Source organism: Streptomyces sp. NPDC107654 (assembly GCF_055639035.1).
Genome location: NZ_JBVKBI010000003.1, coordinates 95,991 through 122,504, shown reverse-complemented (window position 1 = coordinate 122,504; position 26,514 = coordinate 95,991). Strand labels below are relative to the sequence as shown.

20 protein-coding genes, 1 tRNA gene and 1 pseudogene are annotated in these 26,514 nt (G+C 74.3%); 11 read left to right on the top strand and 11 right to left on the bottom strand.

All coding sequences use genetic code 11. The features are described 5' to 3' along the window. Positions 1 to 16: 16 nt before the first annotated feature. From ACZ7N4_RS06610 to ACZ7N4_RS06600, 3 genes are all read right to left on the bottom strand, one after another. Positions 17 to 1,183, bottom strand: coding sequence for a GDSL-type esterase/lipase family protein (locus ACZ7N4_RS06610; RefSeq protein WP_471354497.1), 1,167 nt, complete (start codon positions 1,181 to 1,183; stop codon positions 17 to 19). Between the two features lie 17 nt (positions 1,184 to 1,200). After that, on the bottom strand, positions 1,201 to 1,782 hold the full coding sequence (locus tag ACZ7N4_RS06605) for a TetR/AcrR family transcriptional regulator (RefSeq protein ID WP_471354495.1): 582 nt from the start codon (positions 1,780 to 1,782) through the stop codon (positions 1,201 to 1,203). 250 nt (positions 1,783 to 2,032) lie between these two features. Next, positions 2,033 to 2,383, bottom strand: coding sequence for a winged helix-turn-helix transcriptional regulator (locus ACZ7N4_RS06600; RefSeq protein WP_471354493.1), 351 nt, complete (start codon positions 2,381 to 2,383; stop codon positions 2,033 to 2,035). Between the two features lie 67 nt (positions 2,384 to 2,450). Between ACZ7N4_RS06600 and ACZ7N4_RS06595 the strand changes: the two genes are divergently transcribed. From ACZ7N4_RS06595 to ACZ7N4_RS06585, 3 genes are all read left to right on the top strand, one after another. Continuing rightward, positions 2,451 to 3,338: an NAD(P)-dependent oxidoreductase gene (locus ACZ7N4_RS06595; protein WP_471354491.1), complete on the top strand. Its 888-nt coding sequence runs from the start codon at positions 2,451 to 2,453 to the stop codon at positions 3,336 to 3,338. A gap of 226 nt (positions 3,339 to 3,564) precedes the next feature. Then, on the top strand, positions 3,565 to 4,518 hold the full coding sequence (locus ACZ7N4_RS06590) for a LysR family transcriptional regulator (protein ID WP_471354489.1): 954 nt from the start codon (positions 3,565 to 3,567) through the stop codon (positions 4,516 to 4,518). Positions 4,519 to 4,663: 145 nt separating this feature from the next. Next, the gene (locus ACZ7N4_RS06585; RefSeq protein WP_471354487.1) at positions 4,664 to 6,613 is read left to right on the top strand and encodes a collagenase; all 1,950 of its coding nucleotides are present in this window, start codon (positions 4,664 to 4,666) and stop codon (positions 6,611 to 6,613) included. Between the two features lie 78 nt (positions 6,614 to 6,691). On the opposite strand, the gene ACZ7N4_RS06580 is transcribed toward ACZ7N4_RS06585, so the two are convergent. Next, complete coding sequence (locus tag ACZ7N4_RS06580) at positions 6,692 to 8,137, bottom strand: glyceraldehyde-3-phosphate dehydrogenase (RefSeq protein WP_471354485.1); 1,446 nt, start codon at positions 8,135 to 8,137, stop codon at positions 6,692 to 6,694. Positions 8,138 to 8,337: 200 nt separating this feature from the next. On the opposite strand from ACZ7N4_RS06580, the gene ACZ7N4_RS06575 reads away from it, so the two are divergent. After that, positions 8,338 to 9,546 carry a hypothetical protein gene (locus tag ACZ7N4_RS06575; RefSeq protein WP_471354483.1) on the top strand — a complete coding sequence of 403 codons (1,209 nt, stop codon included), beginning with the start codon at positions 8,338 to 8,340 and terminating at the stop codon, positions 9,544 to 9,546. A gap of 32 nt (positions 9,547 to 9,578) precedes the next feature. On the opposite strand, the gene ACZ7N4_RS06570 is transcribed toward ACZ7N4_RS06575, so the two are convergent. Beyond that, a complete protein-coding gene (locus ACZ7N4_RS06570; RefSeq protein WP_471354481.1) occupies positions 9,579 to 10,736 on the bottom strand; it encodes a Cmx/CmrA family chloramphenicol efflux MFS transporter in 1,158 nt (385 codons plus the stop codon). 292 nt (positions 10,737 to 11,028) lie between these two features. On the opposite strand from ACZ7N4_RS06570, the gene ACZ7N4_RS06565 reads away from it, so the two are divergent. Further along, complete coding sequence (locus ACZ7N4_RS06565; protein WP_471354479.1) at positions 11,029 to 11,721, top strand: alpha/beta fold hydrolase; 693 nt, start codon at positions 11,029 to 11,031, stop codon at positions 11,719 to 11,721. 48 nt (positions 11,722 to 11,769) lie between these two features. Here ACZ7N4_RS06565 and ACZ7N4_RS06560 read toward each other — a convergent pair whose 3' ends face one another. Next, positions 11,770 to 12,084, bottom strand: coding sequence for a hypothetical protein (locus ACZ7N4_RS06560; protein WP_471354477.1), 315 nt, complete (start codon positions 12,082 to 12,084; stop codon positions 11,770 to 11,772). A 247-nt stretch (positions 12,085 to 12,331) separates the two neighbouring features. On the opposite strand from ACZ7N4_RS06560, the gene ACZ7N4_RS06555 reads away from it, so the two are divergent. From ACZ7N4_RS06555 to ACZ7N4_RS06545, 3 genes are all read left to right on the top strand, one after another. Then, entirely contained in the window at positions 12,332 to 12,652 is a 321-nt protein-coding gene (locus tag ACZ7N4_RS06555; RefSeq protein ID WP_467930314.1) for a hypothetical protein, read from the top strand. Positions 12,653 to 12,732: 80 nt separating this feature from the next. Further along, positions 12,733 to 13,563 (top strand): PP2C family protein-serine/threonine phosphatase, encoded by an 831-nt coding sequence (locus tag ACZ7N4_RS06550; protein WP_471354475.1) that lies wholly within the window; start codon positions 12,733 to 12,735, stop codon positions 13,561 to 13,563. Between the two features lie 87 nt (positions 13,564 to 13,650). After that, the gene (locus tag ACZ7N4_RS06545; RefSeq protein WP_471355112.1) at positions 13,651 to 14,673 is read left to right on the top strand and encodes an MASE1 domain-containing protein; all 1,023 of its coding nucleotides are present in this window, start codon (positions 13,651 to 13,653) and stop codon (positions 14,671 to 14,673) included. Between the two features lie 18 nt (positions 14,674 to 14,691). Here the strand turns inward: ACZ7N4_RS06545 and ACZ7N4_RS06540 are convergent, their stop codons facing one another. Beyond that, on the bottom strand, positions 14,692 to 15,042 hold the full coding sequence (locus tag ACZ7N4_RS06540; protein WP_471354473.1) for a hypothetical protein: 351 nt from the start codon (positions 15,040 to 15,042) through the stop codon (positions 14,692 to 14,694). 342 nt (positions 15,043 to 15,384) lie between these two features. Between ACZ7N4_RS06540 and selA the strand changes: the two genes are divergently transcribed. Beyond that, entirely contained in the window at positions 15,385 to 16,782 is a 1,398-nt protein-coding gene (gene selA, locus ACZ7N4_RS06535) for an L-seryl-tRNA(Sec) selenium transferase (protein ID WP_471354471.1), read from the top strand. Next, positions 16,782 to 18,464: pseudogene (locus ACZ7N4_RS06530) on the top strand (GTP-binding protein); the annotation flags it as partial. The gene selA and the pseudogene ACZ7N4_RS06530, both read left to right, overlap by 1 nt. Positions 18,465 to 18,549: 85 nt before the next feature. Here ACZ7N4_RS06530 and ACZ7N4_RS06525 read toward each other — a convergent pair. Then, positions 18,550 to 18,646: transfer RNA gene (locus ACZ7N4_RS06525), tRNA-Sec, on the bottom strand. A 37-nt stretch (positions 18,647 to 18,683) separates the two neighbouring features. Here ACZ7N4_RS06525 and selD point away from each other — a divergent pair. Next, on the top strand, positions 18,684 to 19,697 hold the full coding sequence (gene selD, locus ACZ7N4_RS06520; RefSeq protein ID WP_471354469.1) for a selenide, water dikinase SelD: 1,014 nt from the start codon (positions 18,684 to 18,686) through the stop codon (positions 19,695 to 19,697). Between the two features lie 6 nt (positions 19,698 to 19,703). Here selD and fdh read toward each other — a convergent pair whose 3' ends face one another. From fdh to ACZ7N4_RS06505, 3 genes are all read right to left on the bottom strand, one after another. Next, on the bottom strand, positions 19,704 to 22,976 hold the full coding sequence (fdh, locus tag ACZ7N4_RS06515; RefSeq protein WP_471354467.1) for a formate dehydrogenase: 3,273 nt from the start codon (positions 22,974 to 22,976) through the stop codon (positions 19,704 to 19,706). A 688-nt stretch (positions 22,977 to 23,664) separates the two neighbouring features. Continuing rightward, positions 23,665 to 24,702 carry an NrfD/PsrC family molybdoenzyme membrane anchor subunit gene (gene nrfD, locus ACZ7N4_RS06510; protein ID WP_471354465.1) on the bottom strand — a complete coding sequence of 346 codons (1,038 nt, stop codon included), beginning with the start codon at positions 24,700 to 24,702 and terminating at the stop codon, positions 23,665 to 23,667. Next, a complete protein-coding gene (locus ACZ7N4_RS06505) occupies positions 24,699 to 25,715 on the bottom strand; it encodes a 4Fe-4S dicluster domain-containing protein (RefSeq protein WP_471354463.1) in 1,017 nt (338 codons plus the stop codon). The genes nrfD and ACZ7N4_RS06505 overlap by 4 nt, the downstream gene beginning before the upstream one ends. Positions 25,716 to 26,514 lie beyond the last annotated feature (799 nt).

The following is a 26,514-nucleotide window of genomic DNA, read 5'->3' as shown; positions in this document are numbered from 1 at the left end:
CCGCCGGGGCGTCCGGTCAGGCGGCGCGGTCGGCGAACGGGCCGTCGGCGGCGAACGCCAGCGCCGCGAACCGTTCGCCGATCCGGCGGTGGCCGGCGGCGTCCGGGTGGAGCCCGTCGGGCAGCGGCAGCTCGGCGGCGTCGGCCTCGCCGTACAGCTCCCGGCCGTCCAGGAAGTACAGCCACGGGTCCTCGGCCGCCCGTTCCCGCACGATCCGGGCCAGCTCCTCCCGGACGACCCCCAGGGTGAGCTTCCCGGCCGCCCGCTCCGACGGGTCCCCGGTGGCCCGGTACCGCACCCGGCCCTCGCCCAGGGCCTCCAGGTCCATGGCGGTCGGGCCGGGCGTCTCCTCGTGCATCGGACACAGCACCGGCGAGACGACGAGCAGCGGGGTGCCGGGGTGTCCCTCGCGGACGGTGTCGAGGAACCCGTGCACCGCGGGACCGAAGGCGCGCAGCCGCATCAGGTCGGTGTTGACCACGTTGATGCCGAGCTTGACGCTGATCAGGTCGGCGGGCGTGTCGCGCAGCGCGCGGGCGGTGAACGGGTCGAGCAGCGCGCTGCCGGCGAGCCCCAGGTTGACCAGCTCCACCGAGCCCAGGGCCGCGGCGAGCGCCGGCCAGGTGGCGGTGGGACTCGCCGCGTCGGAGCCGTGACTGATCGAACTGCCGTGGTGCAGCCACACCCGGCGGCCCCGGTCCGGTACGGGATCCACGGGCGCGTCCGCGCGCAGCGCGACGAGTTCGGTCCTCTCGTTGTGCGGCAGCCAGATCTCCACGTCCTTGACCGTGTCCGGCAGTCCGGAGAAGCGGACGGTGCCGACCGGGCCGGGCCGGTGCTCGACGGTACCGGTGCCCAGGTCGATGACGAGGGTGTTGCCCTCGGTGAGGGTGGCGCTGCCAGCCGGGCGTCCGTCCACGAGCAGGTCGTAGACGCCGTCGGGGCGGGGCGGCAGGCCGGGGTAGACCCGCTTGGTCGGCAGGGTGTCCAGCTCGACGGCGGTGGCCCGGGTGCGCAGGACCAGTCGTACGCCGGAGGGCTGGGACTCCGCCAGGGCCAACTGCGGGTCGGCGCACTGGGCGCGGGCCCGGGCGGGCAGCCGGTGCGGCAGCAGGCCGTGCGCGGTGCGCTCCAGATCGAGGGCGCCGTGGATGAGGCCGGCGGTCAGGGGGATGGTGTGCATCGTGTCTGCCTGCGTCTTCAGTGGGGGTCGGGAGCGGGTGGCCAGGTGCGGAGGAGGGAGTCGAGGGCCTCCAGGATCCGGCTCCACGACTCCTGCGGGTCGGGGGCGCTGTGGCTGAAGCCGCCGGCCGCCTCCAGGCTGACGTAGCCGTGGAAGACGCTGCCGAGGAGGCGGACCGCGTGGGTCTGGTCCGGCTCGGCGAGGTCGTAGCCCCGCAGGACGGCCCGGGTCAGCTGGGCGATCCGCACTCCCGCGCTGCCGGCGGCCGTCGCCGGCTCCATCGGGTGCCGGGCCGCTGTGTAGCGGCCGGGGTGCGCGCGGGCGTAGTCCCGGTAGACGTGCGCGAAGGCGCCGAGCGCGTCCTTCCCGGCACGGCCGGCCAGCGCCTCGGCGGCGCGGTCGGCCAGCTCCTCCAGGGCGAGCAGCGCGATCCGGGTCTTCAGGTCCTGCGAGTTCCTCAGGTGCGAGTACAGGCTCGCCACCTTGACGTCGAACCGCCGGGCCAGCGCGGACACCGTCACATGTTCAAAACCGACCTCGTCGGCCAGCTCCGCACCGGCGCGGACCAGACGTTCGGTGGTCAGTCCCACACGCGCCATCCTCGCTCCTCCCGTATGCCCTCCCGCTTGTCCAAAGCCATTATGCAATTACCTAAAGGCTTTAGGCAAACAGAACCTCTGATTAGGGAACCGCTCGACCGCCCGCACCCAGGGGTGGGCGAGAGAGCATGACGGGGCCGGCGGACACCCACTTTTTTGTGGGTACTTGGCAGCTCCCGTCTGCCGGGAGAGGCTGTTTCTCGAGGTCAGGGGCTGCCGGGAAACGGACGGGAGGTGTCGGCGGCAGCGGTCAGGACGCCGCTTCGCGCTCGCGGAGCAGCTCCAGACGGCGGTGGCCCCACTCGGCCAGCGGGTTCAGCGCCGCGGCCAGGTCGCGGCCGAACCCGGTCAGCGAGTACACGGTCTTCGGCGGCAGCACGTCGTGCGCCTCCCGGTGCACCAGGCCGTCGTCCGTCATCTCGCGCAGCGCCTGGGTCAGCACCTTCTCGCTCAACCCCGGCAGCTTGCGCCGTAGTTCACCGGGCCGGTGCGGCCCGGACTCCAGCAGCCACAGCAGTGACGTCTTCCACTTGCCGTCGATCACGGCGATCGCGGCGGTCACCCCACAGACGTTCGGGTCCTGGGCACGGCTGCGCGTCATCGTCGTCCCTCTTCTGTTCACCATCGGCCGTCCGGCCGACTCGTCCACCACCTATGGGAGTTGCAACATGTCCACGACTCTGGATCTTCCTGCCGTCACCGTGCTCGGTCTCGGCCCGATGGGCCGCTCGCTGGCGGGCGCGTTCCTCGCCGCCGGCGTGCGCACCACGGTCTGGAACCGCACGCCCGGCAGGGACCGGGAGCTGGCCGAGCAGGGCGCGACGAGCGCTGCCACGGCCGAAGAGGCAGTGAAGGCAGGGGAGTTGATCGTCGTCTGTGTGGTGAACTACGACGCCTCCGACGCGATCCTGCGCCGCGACGACGTCACCCGCGCGCTGAAGGGCCGTACCGTCGTCAACCTGACGGCCGACACCCCGCGACGCGCCCGGGACACCGCGGACTGGGCGGCGGCGCACGGCATCGGCTACCTGGACGGCGCGATCATGACTCCGGCTCCCAGCATCGGCACACCGGAGGCGGTCTTCCTGCACAGCGGCCCGCGCGACCTCTTCGCAGAGCACCGGCCGGTGCTGGAGGTGCTCGGCGGGACGCACACCCACCTGGGGGAGGACGCCGGGCGCGCCGCCACCTTCGACATCGCGCTGCTGGACCTCTTCTGGACCGCGATGGCCGGTTACGCGCACGCCGTGGCGATCGCCCGCGCGGAGGGCGTCACCGCCCGCGAACTCGCTCCCTTCGCCCAGGGCATCGGCGCGATCCTGCCGCCGCTCTTCGAGCAGTTCGCCGAGGACGCCGACAGCGGCACCTATTCCGGGGAGATCAACCCGATCACCTCGGCCGCCTCCACCATGGCCCATGTCGTCGAGGTCGCCGAGTCGCACGGCATCGACACGGGCGTGATGCGGGCCGCGGAGGGCATGGCCCGCCGGGTGATCGGCCTCGGGCACGGCACGGACGGGTTCATCCGGGTCGCCGAGATGTTGGGGCGCCACTGAGGCCCGGGGCCCCGGGGGCCGGCCGGGGCGACGTGACCCGGTGACGTGACCAGGGGATGTGACTGCCCGCACCCTGGCGGACCTGCGACTTGTGCCGTGGGGGAGGCCATGGAACGCTCGGTCCGCCGGCCCTCACCAGGGCCGGCGCGGGCGGCGGGCGCGGTCACGCACGGGGTGCGGGGGCAGGGCGCCGGGCCGGTCGTGGGAACGAGCCGGGAGTGGACCGATGGAGCTGGAGCTGCGGCACCTGCGGGTGCTGTGCGCGATCGCCGACGCGGGCAGCGTGGGCCGCGCCGCCGCGCAGCTGGGCTACTCGCAGCCCGCCGTGAGCACGCAGCTCCGCCGCATCGAGCGCCACCTGGGCGAGCCGCTCTTCGAACGCGGGCCGAGCGGGGTCCGGCCGACCCGGTACGGCGCCGAGGTCGTCGAGCAGGCCAGGGACGTCCTGGTGCGGGCCGCCGCGATCGGGCACCGCACGGCATCCGCCCGCCCGCACCGGTCCCTGCGCGTGGCCGCCACCAACTCGCCGGTGCTGTCCGGCACGGTCTCCCGCGTCCGTACCCGGCTGCCCGAGCTGACCCTCTCGGTCACCAGCGTCTACGCCTCCTCGCGGATCGTGGAGTTGCTGGAGGAGGGCGCGGTGGACGCCGCCATCGCCGCCGACTACCCGGGCATGGAGCTGCGGCACTCGACCGCCGTGCGGCACCGCGGCATCGTCACCGAACCCACCTTCGTCGCCCTCCCCGCCCGGCACCGGCTCCGGCAGAGCACCCAGGTGCAGCTCGCCGATCTCGCCGAGGACGCCTGGTTCGTGACCCCGGACGACGGCGCCGGCTGGCCGGGGGTGTTCTACGACGCCTGTGCTGCGGCCGGGTTCACGCCGGTCACCGTCCACGAGTGGCTCGGCGACCAGACCCAGCTGCAGAGCATGATCGCCGACGGTGTCGGGGTGTCCCTGGTGCAGCCGACGCTGCGGCCGATCCCGCACGTCCTGGTCAAACCGCTGGCGGGCTCCCCGCTGTGGTGCCGCTATGTGCTGGCCTGGCGCCCGGACGCCGTCGCCGACGAGGTCGTGGAGACGGTGCTGCAGTCCGCCGTGGACGCGTACCGCGACCTCGTCGCCCAGGCACCGCACCTGCGCACCTGGGCCTCGCGCACCTGGAGCGCCGCCGGGGCGTAGCAGCGGGTCACGGGAGCGCCGCGATGTTATGAGCGGTCAGTGCCATGTGCTATGTCACACGCCATTGTTGGCCCGGGTGGCGCGCTGAGACAGTGCCTCACACGCCTCAACACCCCACAGAGGCGCATCCCTTGGAGGAATCCCGATGCGCTATCGCTTCGCGCTGCCCGGACGCGTGCCGAGAGGCACGGCCGGCCGCATCGCCGGCACCGCCGCCGTCTGCGCCGCCCTGGCCGGTCTGCTGTCCACGCCGGCGCTGGCCGCACCCCGGCCGCACCCCGTCACGGCCACCGTGCCCCGCCCGCACCCGGCCGTGCCGTCGCCCGCCGCCGCGTCGACCGCCGCCACCGAGCGCCCCGCGGCCCAGGCCAGGCGGCTCAGTCCGTCCCAACTCCCGCCCCGGTCGCCGTCGTTCACCCGCCAGTCCGGACCGCGGGCGGCGAAGGCGGCCTCCTGCGCCCCGGCCGACTTCGGCAGCCGTACCGGCTCCGCCCTCGTCTCCTACGTCAAGGCCGCGACCCCGGACTGCGTCAACACCCTCTTCTCGGTCACCGGTACGGATGCGCGCGCCGTCTTCCGCGAGTCCCAGATGCTGACCGTCGCCAACGCCTTCACCGGCACCGCCGGGAAGTACCGCGGCGACAACTCCGGCAGCGTGCTGCAACTGGTGCTCTTCCTGCGCGCCGGCTACTACGTGCAGTTCAACCACCCCGGCGACGTTGGCCCGTACACCTCCCGCCTCACCACCGCCGTCACCAGCGGCATGGACACCTTCTTCGCCCGCTCCCACTCCCGTGACGTCACGGCGGCCAACGGCCAGATCCTCGGCGAGACCGTCATCCTCACCGACAGCGCCGACCAGCAGGGCCGCTACCTGTACGTCTACCGGCGGCTGCTGAACGCCTACGACAGCTCGTACGACGCGATCGACAGCATGGTCCGGGCCGTCAACGACGTCTACACCCCCCTGTGGCGCGGCAACTGGAACCCGCGGTACGTGCAGGCGGTCGAGGCCGACCCGCGCATCATCGACACGCTCTACGACTTCGCCCTGGCCAACACCGACCAGCTCGGCACCGACCTGGCCTTCCTGGACTCCAACGCCGGGATGAACCTCGCCCGTTACACCGAGCACGCCGAACTTCGGGACGACGTCAAGCCGTTGACCAAGGACCTGCTGGACCGCACCGGGATCACCGGCCCGACGGCCGCGCTGTGGGTGGCGGTGGCCACGCAGGCCGCCGCCTACGACACGGCCGACTGCGCCTACTACGACGTCTGCGACCTCCCGGGGAAGCTCGACCGGGCCGTCCTGCCCGTCACCCGGCACTGCGACGCGAACATCACCGTCCGCGCCCAGGCGCTCACCGCCGCCGACCTCGACGCGGCCTGCGCCAGCGTGCTCCGCCAGGACGCCTGGTTCCGCTCGGTCGTGAAGGCCGACGGCGCGATACCCGGCCAGTACGCGGCCACGCTCCGCCTGGTGGTGTTCAGCAGCCGGGCCGACTACCAGACGTACGCCGGCGCGATGTACGGCATCAGCACCGACAACGGCGGCATGACACTGGCCGGCGACCCGTCGGACCCCGCCAACCAGCCGATGTCGGTCATGTACCAGAAGAGCTACGACGACGGTTTCCCGGCCCGGATCTGGAACCTCAACCACGAGTACACGCACTTCCTGGACGCCCGTGACGACATGAAGGGCGACTTCGCCCGGCAGATCTCCGTGCCGGACGTGTGGTGGATCGAGGGCATCGCCGAGTACGTCTCCTACAGCTACCGCGGTCTCGCCGACGACCAGGCTGTCCAGGAGGCCGGCAAGCACACGTACCGCTTGAGCACCCTCTTCGAGAACACCTACGACAACAGCGACGTGACCCGCACCTACCCCTGGGGCTACCTCGCCGCGCGCTACATGGTCGAGCGTCATCCCGACGACGTCCAGCGCATGCTCGCCCGCTTCCGCGTCGGTGACTACGCCGGCGGATACGCCGTCTACCACGACGGCATCGGCACCCGCTACGACGCCGACTTCGACCAGTGGCTCACGGCGTGCGCCGCGGGCGCGTGCGGCAGGCCGGCCTCGGCCTGACCCGCACCCGCGCCCATGGGAACGGCCGCCGACCGGGAACCCCGGTCGGCGGCCGCACACGTACGGAGGGCGAGGGGATCAGACCGCCGTCGCCGGGTACGTCGGGTACTCCACGCCCGAGACGTGCTGGACGACCCGGACGACCTGGCAGGAGTAGCCGAACTCGTTGTCGTACCAGAGGTAGAGGATCGCGTTGTCCCCGTCGACCTTCAGCGCGCCGGCGTCCACGATCGAGGCGTGGCGCGAGCCGATGAAGTCGCTGGAGACCGCGTCGGGCGCCGTGATGAAGTCGATCTGCCGCTTCAGCGGGGAGGTCAGCGAGACCTCGCGCAGGTAGTCGTGGACCTCCTCGCGGGTGGCCTCGCGGGCCAGCTGGAGGTTGAGGATCGCGATCGAGACGTCCGGCACCGGGACGCGGATCGAGCTGCCGCTGATCTTCGCCTTGAGGTCGGGCAGCGCCTTGGCGACGGCGGAGGCGGCACCGGTCTCGGTGATGACCATGTTCAGCGGCGCGGAACGGCCGCGGCGCTCGGACTTGTGGTAGTTGTCCAGCAGGTTCTGGTCGTTGGTGAACGAGTGGACGGTCTCCACATGGCCGCGCAGCACACCGTACTCGTCGTCCATGGCCTTCAGCGGCGGCACGATCGCGTTGGTGGTGCAGGAGGCGCAGGACAGGATCTGCTCGTCCGGCTTGATGGTGTCGTGGTTGACGCCGTGCACGATGTTCGGGACGTCGCCCTTGCCCGGCGCGGTGAGGACGACCTTCTCGATGCCGGGGCGCAGGTGCTTGGACAGGCCCTCGCGGTCGCGCCACTTGCCGGTGTTGTCGATGAGGATGGCGTCCCGGATGCCGTACTCGGTGTAGTCCACGTGCGACGGGTCGTCGGCGTAGATCACCTTGATCTCGTTGCCGTTGGCGACGATCGTGCTGGTGTCCTCGTCGACGGTGATCGTGCCCTGGAACTGGCCGTGGATGGAGTCCCGGCGCAGCAGCGAGGCGCGCTTGACGATGTCCCGCGCGCCGCCGCCGCGCACCACGATGGCGCGCAGCCGGAGGCCGTTGCCGGAGCCGGCCTTCTCGATCAGCAGGCGGGCGACGAGCCGGCCGATGCGGCCGAAGCCGTAGAGCACGACGTCGCGCGGCTCGCGGCGCTCGATCTTGTCGGCGCCGGTCGCACCGGCGACCGCCTCGGCGGTGAACTCGGCCACGCTCAGGCCCCGCTCGTCGGCCTTGTACATGGTGGCCAGCATGCCGAGGTCGATCTGGGACGGCCCGAGGTCCAGCGCGGTGAGGGCCTCCAGGAAGGGCATGGTCTCGGTGACCGACAGCTCGGCACCCGCGATCTGCCGGGCGAAGCGGTGCGTCTTCAGGATGCTGACCACCGACTTGTTCACCAGGGAGCGGCTGTGCAGCAGGACGGTCACGTCCCGCTCGCGGTGCAGCTTCCCGATGAGCGGGATCATCGACTCCGCGATCTCCTCGCGGATCTTCCAGTTGGTGAACGAGTCGTCGTTGACAGTCACGGATCCATCTTTCGAGCTAGGCAGCGCTCATATGATAACCACACCTCTCCGGGGGTCCGGCGGGCGGCCCCTCCCGCGCGGCACGCGGGCCCTCGACCCGGGTGAGACGCGTGCGAGGGGTTCCTGAATCAGGGTGGAACCGCGTGAGAAACCCGGGTCGCGCGTTGCACCCGCGCACGGCCCCGCCCAAGGTCGGGACCGTGAGTACCTCCTCCGTCCCCCGGCCCGAGCCGGCGGCCCCCTCCGGGCCCCTCAGCCGCCTCCGGCTGCCCCGTCCGGGCGGGTCCGGCTCCCCGCGGGACTTCCTGCCGGCCCTCGCCCTGTTCGCCGGCCTCCGGGTCGCCGGGATCCTCGCGGTGATCGTCGCCAACGCACTCCGGGGACGGCCGCCGGCCGGCAACCTGGCCCACTCCTGGGACTCCCGCTGGTACCTGCACATCGCCACGCACGGCTACGGCCACCTGATCTGGATCACCCCCCGGGGCGCCGTCCAGACCGACTGGGCGTTCTTCCCCCTCTATCCCGCGCTCATCCGGGCGCTGACCCTCCCGCTGCCGCTCACCCCCGGCCAGTCCGCCCTGCTGATCGCCTGGACGGCCGGGTGCGTGGCCGCGTACGGCGTCTACCTCGTCGGCCACCACCTCCACGGACGGGGCGTCGCCACCGCGCTGGTCGCCCTGTGGGCGGCGCTGCCGCACGCGGTCGAACTCACCATCGCCTACACCGAGTCGCTGTTCGCGGCGCTCGCCGCCTGGGCCCTGTACTGCGTACTGAGGGGCCGCTGGGTGTGGGCCGGAACCCTGGCCGCGCTCGCGGGCCTCTCCCGGCCCAGCGGCTTCGCGGTGGCGGTCGCCGTCTCCCTCGCCGCCGGCCACGAGGCGCTGCGGCAGCGCGGCCGGGCCCCGGCACGGCTGTGGGCCGGCGCGCTGGTGGCCCCGCTCGGCTGGCTGGGTTACGTGCTGTGGGTGGGCAGCCGTACCGGGGACGTCCTCGGCGGGTACTTCACGGTGCAGAGCGCCTGGGACTCCCGCTTCGACTTCGGCGCCGGCTCGGTCCGCTTCCTCAAGGCCCTGTTCCTGCACGGCGGAGGCGTCGTCTACCCGGTCGCCCTCCTCATCGTGACGGCGTACCTGCTGCTGTTCGCACTGCTGTGCCTGGAGCGCGCCCCGCTGGCCCTGGTGGTCTTCTCCGGCGTGCTGGTGCTGCTCGTCATCGGCGGCTCCGGCTCCTTCTCCTCCAAGCCACGGTTCCTGCTGCCGGCCTTCCCGCTGCTCATCCCGGCGGCACGGGCACTGGCCCGGACCTGGTGGCTGCGCCGGTCCCCGGCGGTCGTCGTGTACGGCGCCCTCGCCCTGGTCTCCCTGCTGTCCGGCGCCTACGTGGTGGCGGTGGCCCACTCCCCGCTGTGAGCCACCGCCGGCCCGCACCCGTACCACCACGGTTACGCGGCCCGCTCCCGACGGTGCGCCGGAAGGCGGGCGACCAGTCCCGCGACGGCCATGAGCAGCACACTGACCCCCGCGGGAGAGCGGTGGCCGAGACCGCCGTCGAGCGCGGCGCCACCGAGGACCGGACCGAGCGCGGCGCCCACGTTCAGCGCCGAGGTCGCGAACGCGCCCCCGAGGGACGGCGCGTCCACCGCCTCGTACAGCACCCGGGTCACCAGCGTCGAACCGACACCGAAGGCCAGCAGGCCCAGCACCGGCACCAGGGCGAGGGCCACCGCGGGCCGGCCGGCGGTCACGGCCAGGGCGGCCCAGCCGGCGAGGAGCGCGGCCCCGGCGGCCGGCGGCACCGGCCCCGGCCCGCGGTCCGCCAGCCGGCCGGCCGCCGTCACCCCGGCGAACGCACCGGCACCGAACAGCGCCAGCACGGCCGGCACCCACCCCGCCGCGAGCCCGCACACCTCCGTGACCAGCGGCGCCAGATAGGTGAAGGTGCAGAAGGTGGCGCCGTTGACGAGTGCGGCGAGACAGAGCACCGACCGCAGCCGGGGGCTGCGCAGCGCCCGCAGCTCCGCGCGCGCCCCGGGGGCCGGGCAGCCGTCGTCCGCCGGGCCGCGCGGCACCGACCGGGCGATCGCGACGAGCGCCGGGGCGGACATCAGGACCACCGCCCAGAACGCCGAGCGCCAGCCCAGCAGATGCCCCAAGGCGGCACCGGCGGGCACGCCCACCACACAGGCGAGCGTGGTGCCACCGAGCAGGACGGCGGTGGCCCGGCCCTTGGCGTCCGGTCCCACCATGGCGGTCGCCGCCACCAGGCCGACGGCCAGGAAACCGGCGTTGGCCAAGGCGGCGACCACCCGCGTCAGCAACAGGACGGTGAAGTCGGCGGTGAGCGCACCGACGACATGGACGGCCAGGAACACCGTGAGGAACAGCAGCAGCGACTGCCGCCTCGGCCGACGCCGGCCGAGCAGCGCCATCAGGGGCGCCCCCACGATCATCCCGACGGCGAAGGCGGACGTGAGCGTCCCCGCCGTCGGGACGGAGACCGCGAGGTCGCGGGCGATGTCCGGCACCAGGCCGGCCAGCATGAACTCGGACGTGCCCTGGGCGAAAACGGCCAGCCCGAGCAGATAGAGAGGGAAAGGCATGAGACTCCACACACCGTGACGCGGACGGGAAGCGAGCACACGCAGCGCGTGCGGTCCCGGCAGCCCGGTGATGGCGTGCGTACGACAGAGCAGCCACCGGACGGCCGGCGGCTAGCCTCTGCAAGCCTCGGGGCTGGACATGCCCGGCACGCTAACGGGCGGACACGGGCGCGTGCCACTCGGTTTTCCGGCGCCCGGCGCGCGACGATGGACACCGGCCGGCCGCCGGGCGTGGGCCGGGCACCGGCCGCGACAAGTCGACCGGTCGACCAGAACGGGGGAGATGCCGCCGATGAGGCTGCACACGCACGAGTGGGGGAGCGGCGACCGGATCGCCGTCCTCGTCCATGGCCTCATGTCCGACCACCGCACCTGGCACCGGCTCGCGGCCGTCCTCGTGGACAAGGGATACCGGGTCGTCGGCGTGGACCTGCGCGGACACGGAGCGAGCGGGCGGGGCGAGTTCAGCCCGCAGGCCTGGGCGGACGACCTCGTCGAAACCCTGCCCGCGGGGCCGGAGTTGGCGATCGGACACTCGCTCGGGGCCCTGGCGCTCTCCGGTGCCGTCGAACGGCTGGTGCCCGCACGGGCCGTCTACTGCGACCCGGCCTGGGAGCTGAGCAGCAGGGCGGTCGGGGCGTCGGCGTACTTCACCGTCTTCAAGAACGCGAACCGCACCATGATCAGCAGTCTCAACCCGCGCTGGGACGACACGGACGTGGACATCGAGCTGGCCACGCTCGCCGACTGGGACCCCGCGACGGCCCGCGTCCTGCCGGCCGTCTACTCGGTCAGCCGGACACCGGAGCGCCCGGCGGTGCCCTCGCTGGTGCTGCTGGCCGGCGGGAGCGACCTGGTACGGCCCGGTCTCGGCGGGGAGCTGGCGCGGCGGGGCTTCGAGGTGCGGACCGTCGAGGGGGCCGGGCACACCCTGTTCCGCGACGACTTCGACGGCTTCATGGGCGCGCTCGACGGCTGGATCTGAGGGGAACCGCGGGGGCGCGCGTGCCCCCGCGTCGTCCCGCCGTACGTCTCAGCGCGGGTTGAAGATCACGCTGGCGAACCTGGTGCCGGCGGGCGCGGACCGGCCCGGCGCGAGCCGCAGCGCGGTGCCCTTGCACTTCTTCTGCGCGTAGACGACGAGCGGCTTCTTCGTCCCGTTGCGGGCGGCGCGCGCCTCCTGGCCCATGTCGAAGCACTTGTTGTCCGGCGGGTTGTCGATGGCGTACGCCTTGCCCTGGGGCCCGACCCACGCGAACGTGCCGTCGGCGGCGAGAGCGGAACCCGCGGTGGTCAGAGCGAGGGCGAGACCGCCGAGTACGGCGGCGAGCGGACGGCACAGGCGCATGGCGTGTCCTTCCTGAACAGAGTGGGGAGGGAAGTGGACGAGGCCACCGGTAATGTCCCACTCCCGCCCCGCCCGACCTCGGCGCCGACACGGGTACGTCCGCCGTCCGGGGGACGACAGCGGGGCGCGCGACGATACTGGGGGCGGGGGGCGGCTTCGGGGCGCGGGGTGCCGCCGGCCGGACGCCCGCTGTGCGAAGCCCCCGAATCGGGGTAGTCGAGGGGACGCCCGAGGAAAGGACCGTCTCATGACGACCTATGTGATCAGCGTCCCCGGCACCTTCACCACCGGGATCGAGGCCGACACCCGCACCCGGCTGGCCCGGGCGCTCCGGCCCGCCGATCCGCACGGCACCCGGATGGGCAGCGAGGAGGACCTGGACGTGCTCAGCGTCAACGAGGACAACACCTTCACCCTGCGCCTGACCGTCGAGGCGGACACCGGTCGGCACGCCGAGGACGAGGCACGCCGGCTCGCGGGCTCCGCGCTCCAGGACGCGGGACTGGACGAGCGCACGGCACCGCTCGGACCCGCGGTGATCACCGGCATCGACTCCGAGGTCCGGTGACCGGGGACCGGGTCAGCTCTTGGGGCACGATCACCCTTTCTGGGTAAAATCGAGGCGTTTGTCAGAAACGCAGGTGATCGATGCCCCGCAAGCGTTCCACGGACGAAGGCGACGAGCTGCTGGCCCGACTCGGCTCGCTCACCGCCCAGGCGCGTCAGCGCGCGGAGGTGCAGCGCACCCAGGTCGAGCTGGCCCTCGCCCTGCAGCGCGGCATGCTCCCCCGGGACCTGCCGGCCGCGCCCGGCCTGCATCTGGCGGTGCGGTACAGCCCCGCCAACCTCGGTCTGAACGTGGGCGGCGACTGGTACGACGCCTTCACCCTGCCGGACGGACGGATCGGACTGACCGTCGGGGACGTACAGGGCCACAACATCGAGGCCGCGGCCTTCATGGGCCAGGTCCGGGCCGGGCTGCGGGCGCTCGCCTCGGTCACCGGCGAGCCCGGCGAACTCCTGGCCCGCACCAACGACCTGCTGCTCTCCCTCGGCAGCGAGCTGTTCGCCACCTGCACCTTCATGCGGCTCGACCCGGCCACCGGGGTGCTGGAGAGCGCCCGGGCCGGCCACATCCCGTTCGTCTGGGCCACGGCCGACGGGAAGTCCGGCGTCGTCGACGACGAGGGAGGGCCGCCGCTCGGGATCGAGCGGGGCGCCGAGTTCCCGGTGACCCGGCACCGGCTGACCACCGGCGGCGTGTTCGTCCTGCTCACCGACGGTGTCGTGGAGGGGCCGTCGCTCCCCATCGAGGACGGTCTCGACCAGGTGGTGCGGCTCGCCGGAATCGCCGCCGTCGCCGGCCTGGAGGCCCGCGCACTGGCCGCCGCCGTGATCAAGGGCGCCGAGAGCGTGGGACACGAGGACGACGCCGCCGTCCTGGTCGTGGGCCTGGACAGTCCCGGCGGCGGACCCTGAACCGAGAACCGTCGCGTTCAGCCAGAGGGCCGGACCGGACCCTGCCTCGCCTCGCCGACCGGCGGCCGTCGGTGTGAGATGGCTGCTGTGGTGGGTATCGAGGAGCTGCGCCGGCCGGGCGGCTACGCCGTCCGGATGCTGGCCGTCGCCGCCTGCTACTACGCGGCGGCCCGGCTCGGGCTGCTGCGCGAGCTGACCGTCGAGGGCGCCACCGTCACCCCCCTCTGGCCGCCGACCGGCGTCGCCGTCGCCGCGCTGCTGATCCTCGGCCTGGGCTGCTGGCCGGGCATCACGCTGGGCGCCCTCTTCTCCGTCCTGTCCCTCACCACCCCCGGCGCCGACGTCCTCGTCATCCTCCTCGGCAACACCGCCGCGCCCGTGTGCGCGGCCCTGCTGCTGCGCCGGGCCGGTTTCCGCACCGGTCTGAGCCGGCTGCGCGACGGCCTCGCTCTGGTGTTCCTGGCGGCGCTGGGGGCCATGCTGATCAGCGCCTCCTTCGGCGTCGGCCTGCTCGTCCTCAACCACAGCCTGCCCGCCCACAGCTTCTGGCCCGTCTGGCTCGCCTGGTGGGTCGGCGACGCGATGGGCGTCCTGATCGTCACCCCGCTGCTGCTGTTGCTCCACGGCGTCCGCAGACCGCTGCCGCTGGGCCGCTGGAAAGAGGCGACCGCGCTGGCCGTCGTCGCCTGCGCGCTCGTCCCCTTCGCCGTCTACAGCTCGATCAGCATGCTCTTCCTGGTCTACCCGCTCATCATCTGGGCGGCCCTGCGCTTCCAGTTGGCGGGCAGCGTGCTCTGCGCGCTGCTGACCTCCGTGCTGGCCACCGTCGCCGCCACGGACGGCGTCGGCGCGTTCGCCGAGCTGAGCCGGATCGAGGTCATGCTGAAGCTCCAGGCGTTCAACGGAGCCATGGCGCTGACCGCGCTGCTGCTCTCCGCCGTGATCACCGAGCAGCGCACCACCCGGCGCTCGGTGGAGCGGGCCTGCCAGGAGCTGGTCGAGGTGCTGGAGCACCTCACCGCGGGCGAGGCCCCGCCACCCCGGCCGCCTTCGGACACCGACGACACCGGCGGCGCCGACGGACGGTCCCGGCCGGCCGGGACGCCGTGAGGCGTGTTCCCCGCGCGGTCAGCGCTCCGGCCGGTTCACCGGCCCCTCGTCGTCGCTGCCCGGCTCCGCGGCCGGCGTCCCCGCCGCCGTGCCGCGGCGCTCGCGGGCCGGCGGGTGGGCGGCGCCGACTGCGCCGGGCTGTCCGCCGCCCGTCGTGCCGTACCCGCCGGGGATCCCCGGCGGTGTGTCCGCGACGGCCGCCGCCTCGCTGATGTGGCGCCGGGCCCGGACGCCCGCCCGGCGCTCCGGGTACGCGTACTCGAACGGCTCGGCGGAGGCGCGCTCGCGCTCCGCCTCGCGCTGCCGGTGCGCCGCCCGCGCGGCCTCCGTCGCGTTCCCGTCCTGTCGCCTGCGCTCGTGGTCCTCCATGCGCCGCCGAGTACCCGGGCGCCGACCGTCGTACCGGGGCGGTCCTCGTCGTGCCGGGCGGTCCCCGTCGTACCCGGGCGGCTGGGTGTCTACTGGAGCCGAGGCCCGTCCCACCGGGACGCTGCCCGTCGTACCCGAGCGGCTGGGCGACGTACCGGAGCGATGCCCCGTCACGGCCGGGCTGTGCCCGTCGTACCGGAGCGGCGCCCCGTCGTACCCGGGTGGTGCCCGGCAGACGCCGCATCCGGCGTGTCGGGCCGTCCGCCGGGGGCACTGGGAGACGATGGGCCCAGCCCGTACGGGCGCGGGGCACAGGGCCGGACCGGGAAGGACAGGCGCGGCATGGAGCAGCGGCCGGCACCGGCGAGGGCGGACGAGGCCACCACAGGGCGCGCGCCCCGGCCCACCGACCCGCCGGGCACACCGGATCGGGCCGGCGCCCGCCGCCGCATCCCCCGCACCGACGCCGTCCTGCGCGACCCGCGGCTGGCCGCGGCAGCGGACCGGCTCGGCGCGCACCGGGTGAAGGCCGCCGTCCGGCAGGCGCAGGAGCGGGCGCGCGCGGGCGGCATCCCACCGGAACGGGTCCCGCAGCACGCACTGGACCTGCTGCCCGGCACCGCGAGCGGACTGCGCCCGGTGCTCAACGCCACCGGGGTGCTGCTGCACACCAACCTGGGGCGGGCCCCGCTGTCCGCCGCCGCCCGGGAGGCGGTCCGGGAGGCGGCCGGTCCCACGGACGTCGAGCTCGACCTGACGACTGGCGTACGCGCCCGCCGGGGACGCTCCGCGCTCGCCGCGCTGCACGCCGCCGTACCGGCCGCCGGCGCCGCGCACGTCGTCAACAACGGCGCCGCCGCGCTGGTCCTGGCCGCCACCGCCCTCGCGGCCGGGAGGGAGATCGTCGTCAGCCGGGGCGAGATGGTGGAGATCGGCGACGGCTTCCGCCTGCCCGACCTGCTCGTCTCGACCGGCGCCCGGCTCCGCGAGGTCGGTACGACCAACCGCACGGCCCCCGCCGACTACGCGGCCGTGATCGGGCCGGACACGGGGTTCGTACTGAAGGTCCACCCGTCCAACTTCCGGATCACCGGCTTCACCCGGTCCGCCGAGGTCGCCGACCTCACCGGCCTCGGCGTCCCGGTCGTCGTCGACATCGGCTCCGGCCTGCTCGCCCCGCATCCGGCGCTGCCCGCCGAACCCGACGCCGACACCCAGCTGCGCGCCGGCGCGGCGCTCGTCACCGCCAGCGGTGACAAACTGCTCGGCGGCCCCCAGTGCGGGCTGCTGCTCGGCCGGGAGGACCTGGTCCGCGGACTCGCCCGGCACCCGCTGGCCCGCGCCCTGCGCGTCGACAAGCTGACCCTGGCCGCCCTGGAGGCCACCCTCACCGGGCCGCCCACCCCGACCGCCCTTGCCCTCACCGCCGACCCGACACGGCTGCGGGCCCGCGCCGACCGGCTCGCCGCCTCGCTGGCCGCCGACGGGATCGACGCGACCGCCGTGGAGAGCGCCGCCACGGTCGGCGGCGGGGGCGCGCCCGGCGTCACCCTGCCCAGCGCGGCGCTGTCCCTGCCCGAGCCGTACGCCGCCGCGCTGCGCACCGGCCCGGTCCCGGTGGTCGGGCGTCTGGAGGCGGGGCGCTGCCTGCTGGACCTCGCAGCGGTACCGGCCGAGGACGACGAACGGCTCGCCACGGCCGTGCGGTCGGCCCGGGCCACCGCGGAAGGGCGGCCGTGATGCGGGTCCTCGCCACCGCCGGCCATGTCGACCACGGCAAGTCCGCGCTGGTCCGCGCCCTCACCGGCATGGAGCCCGACCGCTACGAGGAGGAGCGCCGCCGGGGTCTCACCCTGGACCTGGGGTTCGTGTGGACCCGCCTAGGCGACGACCACCTCGCCTTCGTGGACGTACCCGGGCACGAGCGGTTCGTGCCGACCATGCTGGCCGGGGTCGGACCCGTGCCCGCCGTGCTGTTCGTGGTCGCCGCCGACCAGGGCTGGCAGCCGCAGTCCGAGGAGCACCTGGCCGTCCTCGACGCGCTCTGCGTCCGGCACGCCGTCCTCGCGGTGACCCGCAGCGACCTCGCCGACCCCGAACCGGTGGGCGCCGACGCCGCCGAGCGCCTGGCCGGGACCTCCCTCGGCCGGGTGCCCCGGGTCGCGGTCAGCGCGGTCACCGGCGCTGGACTGGACGCCCTGCGCACCGCCCTCGCCCGGTTGGCCGAGACCCTGCCCGACCCCGACCCCGACGCCGACGTGCGGCTGTGGCTTGACCGGGCGTTCACCGTCCGCGGCCACGGCACGGTGGTGACCGGCACCCTCGGCGCGGGCACCCTGCGCGTCGGCGACCGGCTGGTCACGGCGGACGGGTCGGCCGTCCTGCGGGTGCGCGGTCTGCAGAGCCTGCACGAGGAGCGGACGGCCGTCGGCGCGGTGGCCCGCGTCGCCGTCAACGTGCACGGACAGGGGGACGCCCCGCTGAGCCGCGGCCAGGTACTGCTCACCCCGGACCGCTGGCGGTGCACCGAGACCGTCGACGTACGGGTCACCGGGGAGCCGGTGGCCGGCCTGCCCCGGTGCGTCACCCTGCACATCGGGACGGCCGCCGTCCCGGTGACCGTCCGCCCGCTCGGCCCGGACACCGCCCGGCTCACCCTCCGCCGGGCGCTGCCCCTGCGGGCCGGCGACCGCGCGGTGCTCCGGGAACCCGGCGGCACCCGCCCGCCCCGCGGGGTCACCGTGCTGGACGTACGGCCGCCCCGGCTGGCCCGGCGCGGCGCCGGCCGGGCCCGCGCGGCCGAGCTGGACACCATGACCGGCCGTCCGGACGGCGCCGCCGAGCTGCGCCGCCGCGGACTGGTCCGGCTCGCCGACCTGCGGGCGATGGGCGTCCCGGCGGCCGGCGAGCCCGTCGCCGGGGACTGGCTCGCCGACCCCGGGCACTGGAGCCTCCTCGGGGAGCGGCTGGCCGGCCAGGTCCTCGACCACGCCCGGGCCCACCCGCTGGATCCCGGCCTGCCCACGGAGGCGGCCCGCCGACGGCTGGGACTGCCCGACCGCGCCCTGGTCGACGCGCTGGCCGCGGCCCAGCCCCGGGTCCGGGCCCGCCAGGGCCGGCTGTACCCCGCCGACAGCCCCCGGCCCACCCTGCCGGCCCCCGTCCGCGCGGCCGTGGACGCCCTGCGCCGGGACCTCGACCGCACCCCCTTCCGCGCCCCCGAGGCCGGCCGTCTCGCCGAACTGGGCCTGGACCGCAAGGCGTTGGCGGCTGCCGCGGCCGCCGGGGCCCTGCTGCGGATCGCCGACGGGATCGTGCTGCAGCCCGGCGCGGACGCCGACGCCGCCGCCGTCCTGCGCGCGCTGCCCCAGCCGTTCACCCTCAGCGAGGCCCGGCGCGCACTCGACACCACCCGGCGGGTGGCCGTACCGCTGCTGGAGTACCTGGACGCCCGGGGGCACACGGAGCGCGTCGACGAGCAGTACCGGCGCTGCCGTTCGGACGCGGTGGACGGAGGCGGACAGGAATCGAACCTGCCTGCCCGAGATCCTCGGGCACCTCGGTTTTGAAGACCGGGAGGGCCACCAGGCACCCACACGCCTCCACCGCTCGTCAGGCTACTGCCCCAGGAGACCACCGGTATGACCACGACACCGCACCGTCGGACACCCGTTCGGCTCACGCAGTTCGCCCACGGCGGCGGCTGCGCCTGCAAGATCCCGCCCGGCGAGCTGGAGGAGGTGGTCGCCGGACTGACCGCGCCGCCGCTCGCCGGCGGTGACACCCCGCTCCTCGTCGGCCTCGCCACCGGCGACGACGCGGCCGTGGTCACGCACCGGGGAACCGCCGTGGTGTGCACGGCCGACTTCTTCACCCCGGTCGTGGACGACCCCTACGACTGGGGCCGGATCGCCGCCGCCAACGCCCTGTCGGACGTGTACGCCATGGGCGGCCGGCCCGTGCTCGCCGTCAACCTGCTCGGCTGGCCGCGCGACCGGCTGCCGTTCGACCTCGCCCGCGAGGTGCTGCGCGGCGGGCTGGACACCGCCACCGAGGCGGGCTGCCATGTCGGCGGCGGGCACAGCGTGGACGACCCCGAGCCGAAGTACGGCATGGCCGTCACCGGCATCGCCGATCCCGCCCGGCTGCTGCGCAACGACGCCGGCCGCCCCGGGCTGCCCCTGTCCCTCACCAAACCGCTGGGGACCGGCGTGCTGAACAACCGGCACAAGGCCACCGGCGAGTGGTTCGCGCACGCCGTCGCCACGATGGCGGCCCTCAACCGGGAGGCCTGCGAGGCCGCGCTGGCCGCCGGCGCCGAATGCGCCACCGACGTCACCGGCTTCGGTCTCCTCGGCCATCTGCACAAGCTGGCCCGTGCCTCCGGGGTGACCGCCGTGGTCGACACCGCCGCAGTCCCGTACCTGGAGGGCGCCCGGGAGGCCGTACGGGACGGTTACGTCAGCGGCGGCACCCGGCGCAATCTGGAGTGGGTCACCCCGCACACCGACTTCGGGACCACCGACGAGGACACCCGGCTGCTGCTCGCCGACGCCCAGACCTCCGGCGGGCTGCTCGTGGCCGGGGAGGTGCCCGGGGCGCCGGTGGTGGGCGAGCTGGTGCCGCGCGGAACCCACTCCGTCGTGCTCAGGTAGGGGCCGTCACGGCTCGGTGCCCGTGTGCTCGTCGATGCCGGCGCGGATCCGGTACGCCCGCACCAGCGCCAGGGCCGCCGGGCCCCGGGGGCGCCGGCCCGGGCGGATGTCGACGGCGAACGCCTTCGTCTCCTGGATGTGCGTGTTCGGGTCCAGGGACAGGTGCAGCAGCTCGTTGGCCGCGTCCCCGGTGCTGTAGCCGTTCGGACCCCAGTGGTACGGCAGCCCCACCTGGTGCAGCCGGCGGCCGTGCACGGTCAGCGGGGTCATCCGGTCGGTGACCAGCACCCGCGCCTCGATCACTCCCCGGGCGCTGACGATCGTCGCCCACCCGGTGTGTGCCAGGCCCCGCTCGGCGGCCAGCTCGGGGGAGACCTCGCAGAAGAACTCCGGCTGGAGTTCCGCCAGGTACGGCTGCCAGCGGGACATGCCGCCCGCCGTGTGGTGCTCGGTGAGCCGGTAGGTGGTGGCCACGTAGGGGAACACCCGGGAGCCGGGCTCGTCGCCGCTCGGCTGGTAGCGGTTGTCCGGGTGCGGCGGCAGCAACTGCCGTACCGGATTGCGCTGCTGGTCGTGGAGCAGGTTCGGGAAGGGGGAGTCCTGTGGTTCGTAGTGCGTCGGCAGCGGGCCGTCGGTGAGTCCGGACGGCACGTACAGCCAGGCCTTGCCGTCCGCCTGCATGATGAACGGGTCGGTGCCGGACAGGGCCTCCGGTCCGGTCGCGTCCTCGGGCGGCTGGTGGTCCGGCGCCTTGTCCTTCTTGAAGTCGGGGACGTCGTGCCCGGTCCACTCGCCCTGCTCGCCCTTGTCCGGGTCCCACCACACCAGCGCCTTGCGCTCGCTCCACGGCCTGCCCTCGGGGTCGGCCGAGGCCCGGTTGTACAGGATGCGCCGGTTGGCGGGCCAGGCCCACGCCCACTCGGCCGCCACCCAGTCCTGCTCCCGGCCGGGTCTGCGGCGGGCCGCCTGGTTGACGCCGTCGGCGTACACCCCGCAGTAGATCCAGCAGCCGCAGGCCGTCGAACCGTCGGGCTTCAGCTGCTCGTACGAGGAGAGCGGACCGCCCTCGGCGTCCCGGCCGTTGATCTCGGCGAGGACCGCCTCCGCGTCCGGCTCGGCGTGCCGGCCCTTCACCGGGTAGTCCCAGACCAGGTCGAGCACCGGCCGGTCCATCTCGTCGGCCGACCCGGCGAGCCTCTCCCGGACGATCCGGCCCAGGTGGTAGGCGAACCACAGGTCGCTGCGCGCCTCGCCGGGCGGTTCGACCGCCTGGTGGTGCCACTGGAGCAGCCGCTGGGTGTTGGTGAAGCTGCCGTCCTTCTCGGTGTGCGCGGCGGCCGGCAGGAAGAACACCTCGGTGCCGATGTCCTCCGTGCGCAGCTCCCCGGTCTCGATCTCCGGGCCGTCCTTCCACCAGGTCGCGGACTCGATCAGGGAGAAGTCGCGGACCACCAGCCAGTCGAGGTTGGCCATGCCGAGCCGCATCAGCTTGGAGTTGGCGTTGCCCACGGCCGGGTTCTCGCCGATGAGGAAGTAGCCCTTGCAGACACCGTCCAGCTGGGCCATCGTCGTCTCGTACGTCGAGTGGGAGCCGGTCAGCCGGGGCAGGTAGTCGAAGCAGAAGTCGTTCTCGGCGCTCGCCGCCTCACCCCAGTACGCCTTGAGCAGGCTCACCACGTACGCGCGCATGTTGCCCCAGTAGCCCTTGTGCGCGGCCTCGGCCGTGACGAAGGCCTCCAGGTCCTGGTTCTGGTGGGCGTGCGGCATCGGGATGTAGCCGGGCAGCAGGTTGAACAGGGTCGGGATGTCCGTGGAGCCCTGGATGGAGGCGTGCCCGCGCAGCGCGAGGATGCCGCCGCCGGGCCGGCCGATGTTGCCGAGCAGGGTCTGCAGGACGGAGGCGGCCCGGATGTTCTGCACCCCGACCGTGTGCTGCGTCCAGCCGACGGCGTAGGCGAAGGCCGTCGTCCGGTCGCGTCCGGAGTTCTCCGTGACCAGCTCGCACACCTGGCGGAAGACGTCCTGCGGCACCCCGCAGACCTGCTCGACCAGTTCGGGTGTGTAGCGGGCGTAGTGCCGCTTGAGCACCTGGAACACACAGCGCGGGTGGGTGAGCGTCTCGTCGCGCTCCGGCTCGCCCTCGCCGATCACCGGGCCGCCGGAGCCGTGCGTCTCGCCGCGCGCCGCCTCGGTCACCGAGGGGTCGTCGCCGCCGCTGCGGTCGTCGTACTCCTGGTCGCGCTCGCCGGAGGCGGCCTGCACCTCGGTACGCTCGTACTGCCAGCTGGCGTTGTCGTAGCTGCGGCTGCCGGCGTCCAGGCCGGAGAAGACGCCGGCCAGGTCCTCGGTGTCGTGGAAGTCCTCCCGCAGGATCACCGGAGCGTTGCTGTACGCCACGATGTACTCGCGGAAGTACTTCTCGTGCCGGAGCACGTGGTTGACGATCCCGCCGAGGAAGGCGATGTCCGTGCCCGCGCGCAGCGGCACGTGCAGGTCGGCGAGCGCGCTGGTGCGGGTGAACCGGGGGTCGACGTGGATCACCTTCGCGCCACGGGCCTTGGCCTCCATCACCCACTGGAACCCGACCGGATGGCACTCGGCCATGTTCGAGCCCTGGATGACGATGCAGTCCGCGTTCTGCAGGTCCTGCTGGAAGGTGGTCGCGCCGCCGCGGCCGAACGAGGTTCCCAGACCGGGAACCGTGGAGGAGTGTCAAACGCGCGCCTGGTTCTCGATCTGGATGGCGCCGAGCGCGGTGAACAGCTTCTTGAGGAGGTAGTTCTCCTCGTTGTCGAGCGTGGCTCCGCCCAGGCTCGCGATGCCCAGGGTGCGGCGGGTGCGGGTCTCGTCGACCTCCCACTGCCAGCCGGCCCGGCGGGCCGCGATCACCCGGTCGGCGATCATGTCCATCGCCGTGTCCAGGTCGAGCCGCTCCCACTCGGTACCGTGCGGGCGCCGGTGGAGGACCTGGTGCTCGCGGGCGTCCCCGGTGGTCAGCTGGAGGCTCGCCGCGCCCTTGGGGCACAGCCGGCCGCGTGAGATCGGGGAGTCGGGGTCGCCCTCGATCTGGGTGACCTTCTCGTCCTGCACGTACACGTTCTGGCCGCAGCCCACGGCGCAGTACGGGCAGACGGACTTCACCACCCGGTCGGCCGAGGCGACCCGGGGCGTGAGCCGTTCGCTGTGCCCGCTCTTGGCGGCGGCGCCGCGCCCGAGCGGATCCGTGCCGGTGAGCTGACGGTAGACAGGCCAGGAGTCGATCCAGGTGCGTACGCCCACGTCTCCTCCTCCCGGTCGCTGCCCCGATTGTCCCGCGTCCCGCTGATCGCGGCATCTCCGGCCGCGGTCGCGGTCGCGGTCGCGTCGAGGTACCCCCGCCGGGCCCGGCCAAACGGATCCGGCGAGGGTGGGGACACCGTCCGGGGGCTCCGCAGCAGAGAGGGTTGCCGGTCCACCGTGCGACGCGGCACCCGTCCGCCGTACCCGTCGCCGGCCGGCGCGATCCGAACGGCCTGCTCCTCGTGGTGCCACCGCGAGAACTCGATGACGTACCGGCCGCGCGGCGGCGCCGTCCTCGTCCTGGAACGGGCCGTCCTGGCGTCCTCGCGCGCGGGCACCCGGCCGACGCGTCCGCTACCGGGTGCCCGGCCGGGGAGCGACCGGCCTGCCGCCGGCCGGACTCCGCCGGGTCCACGGCCTCCGGCTGCTCGTCGTGCCGTACCGCTGCTGACGCCGGCGGCGGCACTCGTGGTGCACGGGACGACGCCGCGGGAGAAGCAGCCGCACCTCGGCGGGGCCCGCCACGGGCGTGGGCCTGCTGGCCGGAGGAACGCGAGGCCCTGGCCGACCAGGCCGCCCACCCGGCAGGCGCCGATCCCGTCGCCCGGTGACGGACGTCCCCGCGGGCGCGTCCGACGGCGACGAGTCGCTCACCGACCTGCCCCGGCTCGGGACGGCGATGGCCGGGTCACGCGCCCGGCGCCTCGTCAGCGGCCTTCGCCCGGAGCCTCTCCCGCTGCGGGACGACCGTGTACCGGGGATCCTCGGCGGAGGCCACCCCGGCGTGGAAGACGCCGAAGCGCAGCGCCGCCGAACCGGTGAGGAGGGCCGCTCCCGCCGCCGCGGCCGGCCACCGGTCCCTGATCCGGGCCGAGAGCAGGGCCAGGGCGGCCCCGCCCGCCGTCAGGACCTCCGCCGCGCGTAGCAGCCGGTGCGGGACACCCTGCTCGAAAGGCTCCGCCGCGAGCCCCATCCGCCGCTTCATCAGCTGGAAGGAGGCCAGCTCCAGCACGGCTCCCAGCGTCGCCATCCGCCGTGCCGGCCCGGACTGGGCGGCGGGCACCGCGAGGAGGGCGAGGCCGGCGGCCGACGTGGCGGCGGAACCCGCGAACACGAACGGGAGCTGCCGGTAGCCCTCGTGCCAGGACGGCACCGCCGTGTCCGACAGCAGCACCGCGGTGTACGTCGCCACGGCCGGGCCGAGGACGGCGGCGCCCGCCGTGGCGGCCGAGCCGACCAGCCGGTACCGGCCCGCCACGTCGGTCGCCGCGGCCGCCAGCGTCAGCGGCGCGTACCCGCTCAGGATCCAGGAGCCGACGCTCATCGGCGAGGTCGGCTTGAACACCCGCAGCATGTTCATGAACCGGGCCGGGCGCCCCAGGTCGTGCACCAGCGCCGCCAGCGACAGCGTGATGGCGCCGGCCGCGCCCACCTTGGCCACCCTGCCCAGGTCGGGCAGCCCGGTCGCCCCGGCCCCCGCCGCCAGCAGCGAGGAGGCGCCCGCCAGACCGCCCAGGTAGAGGTACCCGGCGATGTCCAGCGGCTTCCAGGTCGGCTTGGTCAGGACGGGCTTGCCGTAGTACGAGGAGAACGCGGCGTCCGGCACCACCGGTTGCTCGCCCCGCCCGCGCCGGCGCCGGCGGCGCCCCGCGTGCACCCCCGTCGGCGCCTCCCGGTCGGGCCGCGCGTGCCGCACACCGTCGCCTGTCACCTCGGACTCGCTCATCGCGGCCTCCGCACGAAACCGCCGGCGGCGAGCGCGACCAGCGAGACGGCGGCCAGTGCCGCGTGCCGCCACATGTCGGGCAGGTCCCGGGTGGTGACCACCGGGTCCGGCGGCAGGCCGTACACCTCCGGTTCGTCCAGCAGCAGGAAGAACGCGCCGTCACCGCCGACCCCGTCGTCCGGGCTCTCGCCGTACAGGCGCGCGTCGCTCACGCCGGCCGCGTGCAGCTGTGCCACCCGGGTCTGCGCGCGCTCCCGCAGCTCCTCCAGCGGACCGAACTGGATCGAGTCCGTAGGACAGGCCTTCGCGCACGCCGGTTCCATGCCGACGCCGAGCCGGTCGTAGCACAGCGTGCACTTCCACACCCGGCCGTCGTCCTCGCGCTGGTCGATCACGCCGTACGGGCAGGCGGGCACGCAGTAGCCGCAGCCGTTGCAGATGTCCTCCTGGACGACGACGGTGCCGAACTCGGTGCGGAACAGCGAACCCGTCGGGCACACGTCCAGGCAGGCGGCGTGCGTGCAGTGCTTGCACACGTCGGACGCCATCAGCCAGCGCAACTCCGTGCGCCCGTCGGGGGCGAGGGGCGAGATCTCCCCGGCGGGCGCGCCCTCGGGAGCCCGGTCCGGCGGGGGAGCGGTGGCCCCCGGCCCCGGGGACGCGGCGTCGGTGCCCAGCCGGGACGCGGCGGCGAAGACGTCGACGCCGTCGTGCGCGACCCCCGGTTCCTGCCCGGCGAGCGGCTTGCGCTGCTCGATGAAGGCCACATGCCGCCAGGTGTCGGCGCCGAGGCCCTGGGTGTTGTCGTAGGACATGCCGGTCAGCAGGAGTCCGTCCTCCGGGACGGCGTTCCACTCCTTGCACGCGACCTCGCAGGCCTTGCAGCCGATGCACACGGAGGTGTCGGTGAAGAAGCCCATCCGCGGCGGGGCGTCCGGATATCCGGCCGCCCCCGCCACGTCCGGCTGCGGCCCGTACAGGAGGTGCCCTTGGCCCTCGGCGCCGTCGCTCATGCGGTGCCTCCTCGCTCGTCACTCGTCCCCGTCCGGTTCCCCCGCCCGGCGCGGCCCGTACGACCTCCGTACGACCGCGACCCGGCGCTTCCTGAGTACCGGCGGCTGCGGGCGTTGCGCAGCCGGTGCCTCCGGGGCGCGTCCCGCGCGAGAACGCGGCAGACCTCCTCGCGGGACAGCCCACCGTCCAGGATCCGCCTCCGGTCGCCCGCCTGCAGCCCCAGGCGGGCCCGTCCGGTGAGGTGGTACGTGAAAAGGGGCGCCCCGAACAGCCATGCCGGGCAGGATCCGGGTCAGGAGCTCCACCGGGGGGCTCGCGGACGCCCCGGGAAGTCGCCGGCGCGGCCACGCGGCGTTCGACGCGCCCCTGCCGCCGGGACGGTCGCCGCTCCTCGGACCCCGCCACCTCGTGCTCGCCCTCCCGCCCCGTGCCGGGCCCCTCACTCAGGGTGCTCTGTCCGGAGCCTGGCACGGGTGCCCTGGCCCCGCGCGGCCGAGCCGGCCGGGCCGGAATGCGCGGTGGTCGTCCTTTTCGGGCGTCGGCGCCCGGCCACCCGGACGAGGGGGGGCCATGCCCGGGGCCGGCCTTCGTGGTGACGTGTCCGAGGCGGTCGCCGCCCGGCTGCGGCACTCGGATGCGGACCGGGTGTCCGGGGCGCCGGGGCGGCCGGTGGACCCGGTGGTCGGTGCCCTGAGCGGTGTCCCCGTGCTCCCGGGCTTCGTGCGCGCACGTGGGACGAGGAGGCGCCGTGCTGATGTCCTGTGTGTACGCCGGGCCTGCCGGCGGCCTCGGCTGCTC

Excerpts from the sequence above, each read along its gene's own strand:
- ACZ7N4_RS06610 (WP_471354497.1), bottom strand. The coding sequence starts at position 1,183 with ATGCACACCATCCCCCTGACCGCCGGCCTCATCCACGGCGCCCTCGAT.
- ACZ7N4_RS06605 (WP_471354495.1), bottom strand. The coding sequence starts at position 1,782 with ATGGCGCGTGTGGGACTGACCACCGAACGTCTGGTCCGCGCCGGTGCG.
- ACZ7N4_RS06600 (WP_471354493.1), bottom strand. The coding sequence starts at position 2,383 with ATGACGCGCAGCCGTGCCCAGGACCCGAACGTCTGTGGGGTGACCGCC.
- ACZ7N4_RS06595 (WP_471354491.1), top strand. The coding sequence starts at position 2,451 with ATGTCCACGACTCTGGATCTTCCTGCCGTCACCGTGCTCGGTCTCGGC.
- ACZ7N4_RS06590 (WP_471354489.1), top strand. The coding sequence starts at position 3,565 with ATGGAGCTGGAGCTGCGGCACCTGCGGGTGCTGTGCGCGATCGCCGAC.
- ACZ7N4_RS06585 (WP_471354487.1), top strand. The coding sequence starts at position 4,664 with ATGCGCTATCGCTTCGCGCTGCCCGGACGCGTGCCGAGAGGCACGGCC.
- ACZ7N4_RS06570 (WP_471354481.1), bottom strand. The coding sequence starts at position 10,736 with ATGCCTTTCCCTCTCTATCTGCTCGGGCTGGCCGTTTTCGCCCAGGGC.
- ACZ7N4_RS06565 (WP_471354479.1), top strand. The coding sequence starts at position 11,029 with ATGAGGCTGCACACGCACGAGTGGGGGAGCGGCGACCGGATCGCCGTC.
- ACZ7N4_RS06560 (WP_471354477.1), bottom strand. The coding sequence starts at position 12,084 with ATGCGCCTGTGCCGTCCGCTCGCCGCCGTACTCGGCGGTCTCGCCCTC.
- ACZ7N4_RS06555 (WP_467930314.1), top strand. The coding sequence starts at position 12,332 with ATGACGACCTATGTGATCAGCGTCCCCGGCACCTTCACCACCGGGATC.
- ACZ7N4_RS06550 (WP_471354475.1), top strand. The coding sequence starts at position 12,733 with ATGCCCCGCAAGCGTTCCACGGACGAAGGCGACGAGCTGCTGGCCCGA.
- ACZ7N4_RS06540 (WP_471354473.1), bottom strand. The coding sequence starts at position 15,042 with ATGGAGGACCACGAGCGCAGGCGACAGGACGGGAACGCGACGGAGGCC.
- selA (WP_471354471.1), top strand. The coding sequence starts at position 15,385 with ATGGAGCAGCGGCCGGCACCGGCGAGGGCGGACGAGGCCACCACAGGG.
- selD (WP_471354469.1), top strand. The coding sequence starts at position 18,684 with ATGACCACGACACCGCACCGTCGGACACCCGTTCGGCTCACGCAGTTC.
- nrfD (WP_471354465.1), bottom strand. The coding sequence starts at position 24,702 with ATGAGCGAGTCCGAGGTGACAGGCGACGGTGTGCGGCACGCGCGGCCC.
- ACZ7N4_RS06505 (WP_471354463.1), bottom strand. The coding sequence starts at position 25,715 with ATGAGCGACGGCGCCGAGGGCCAAGGGCACCTCCTGTACGGGCCGCAG.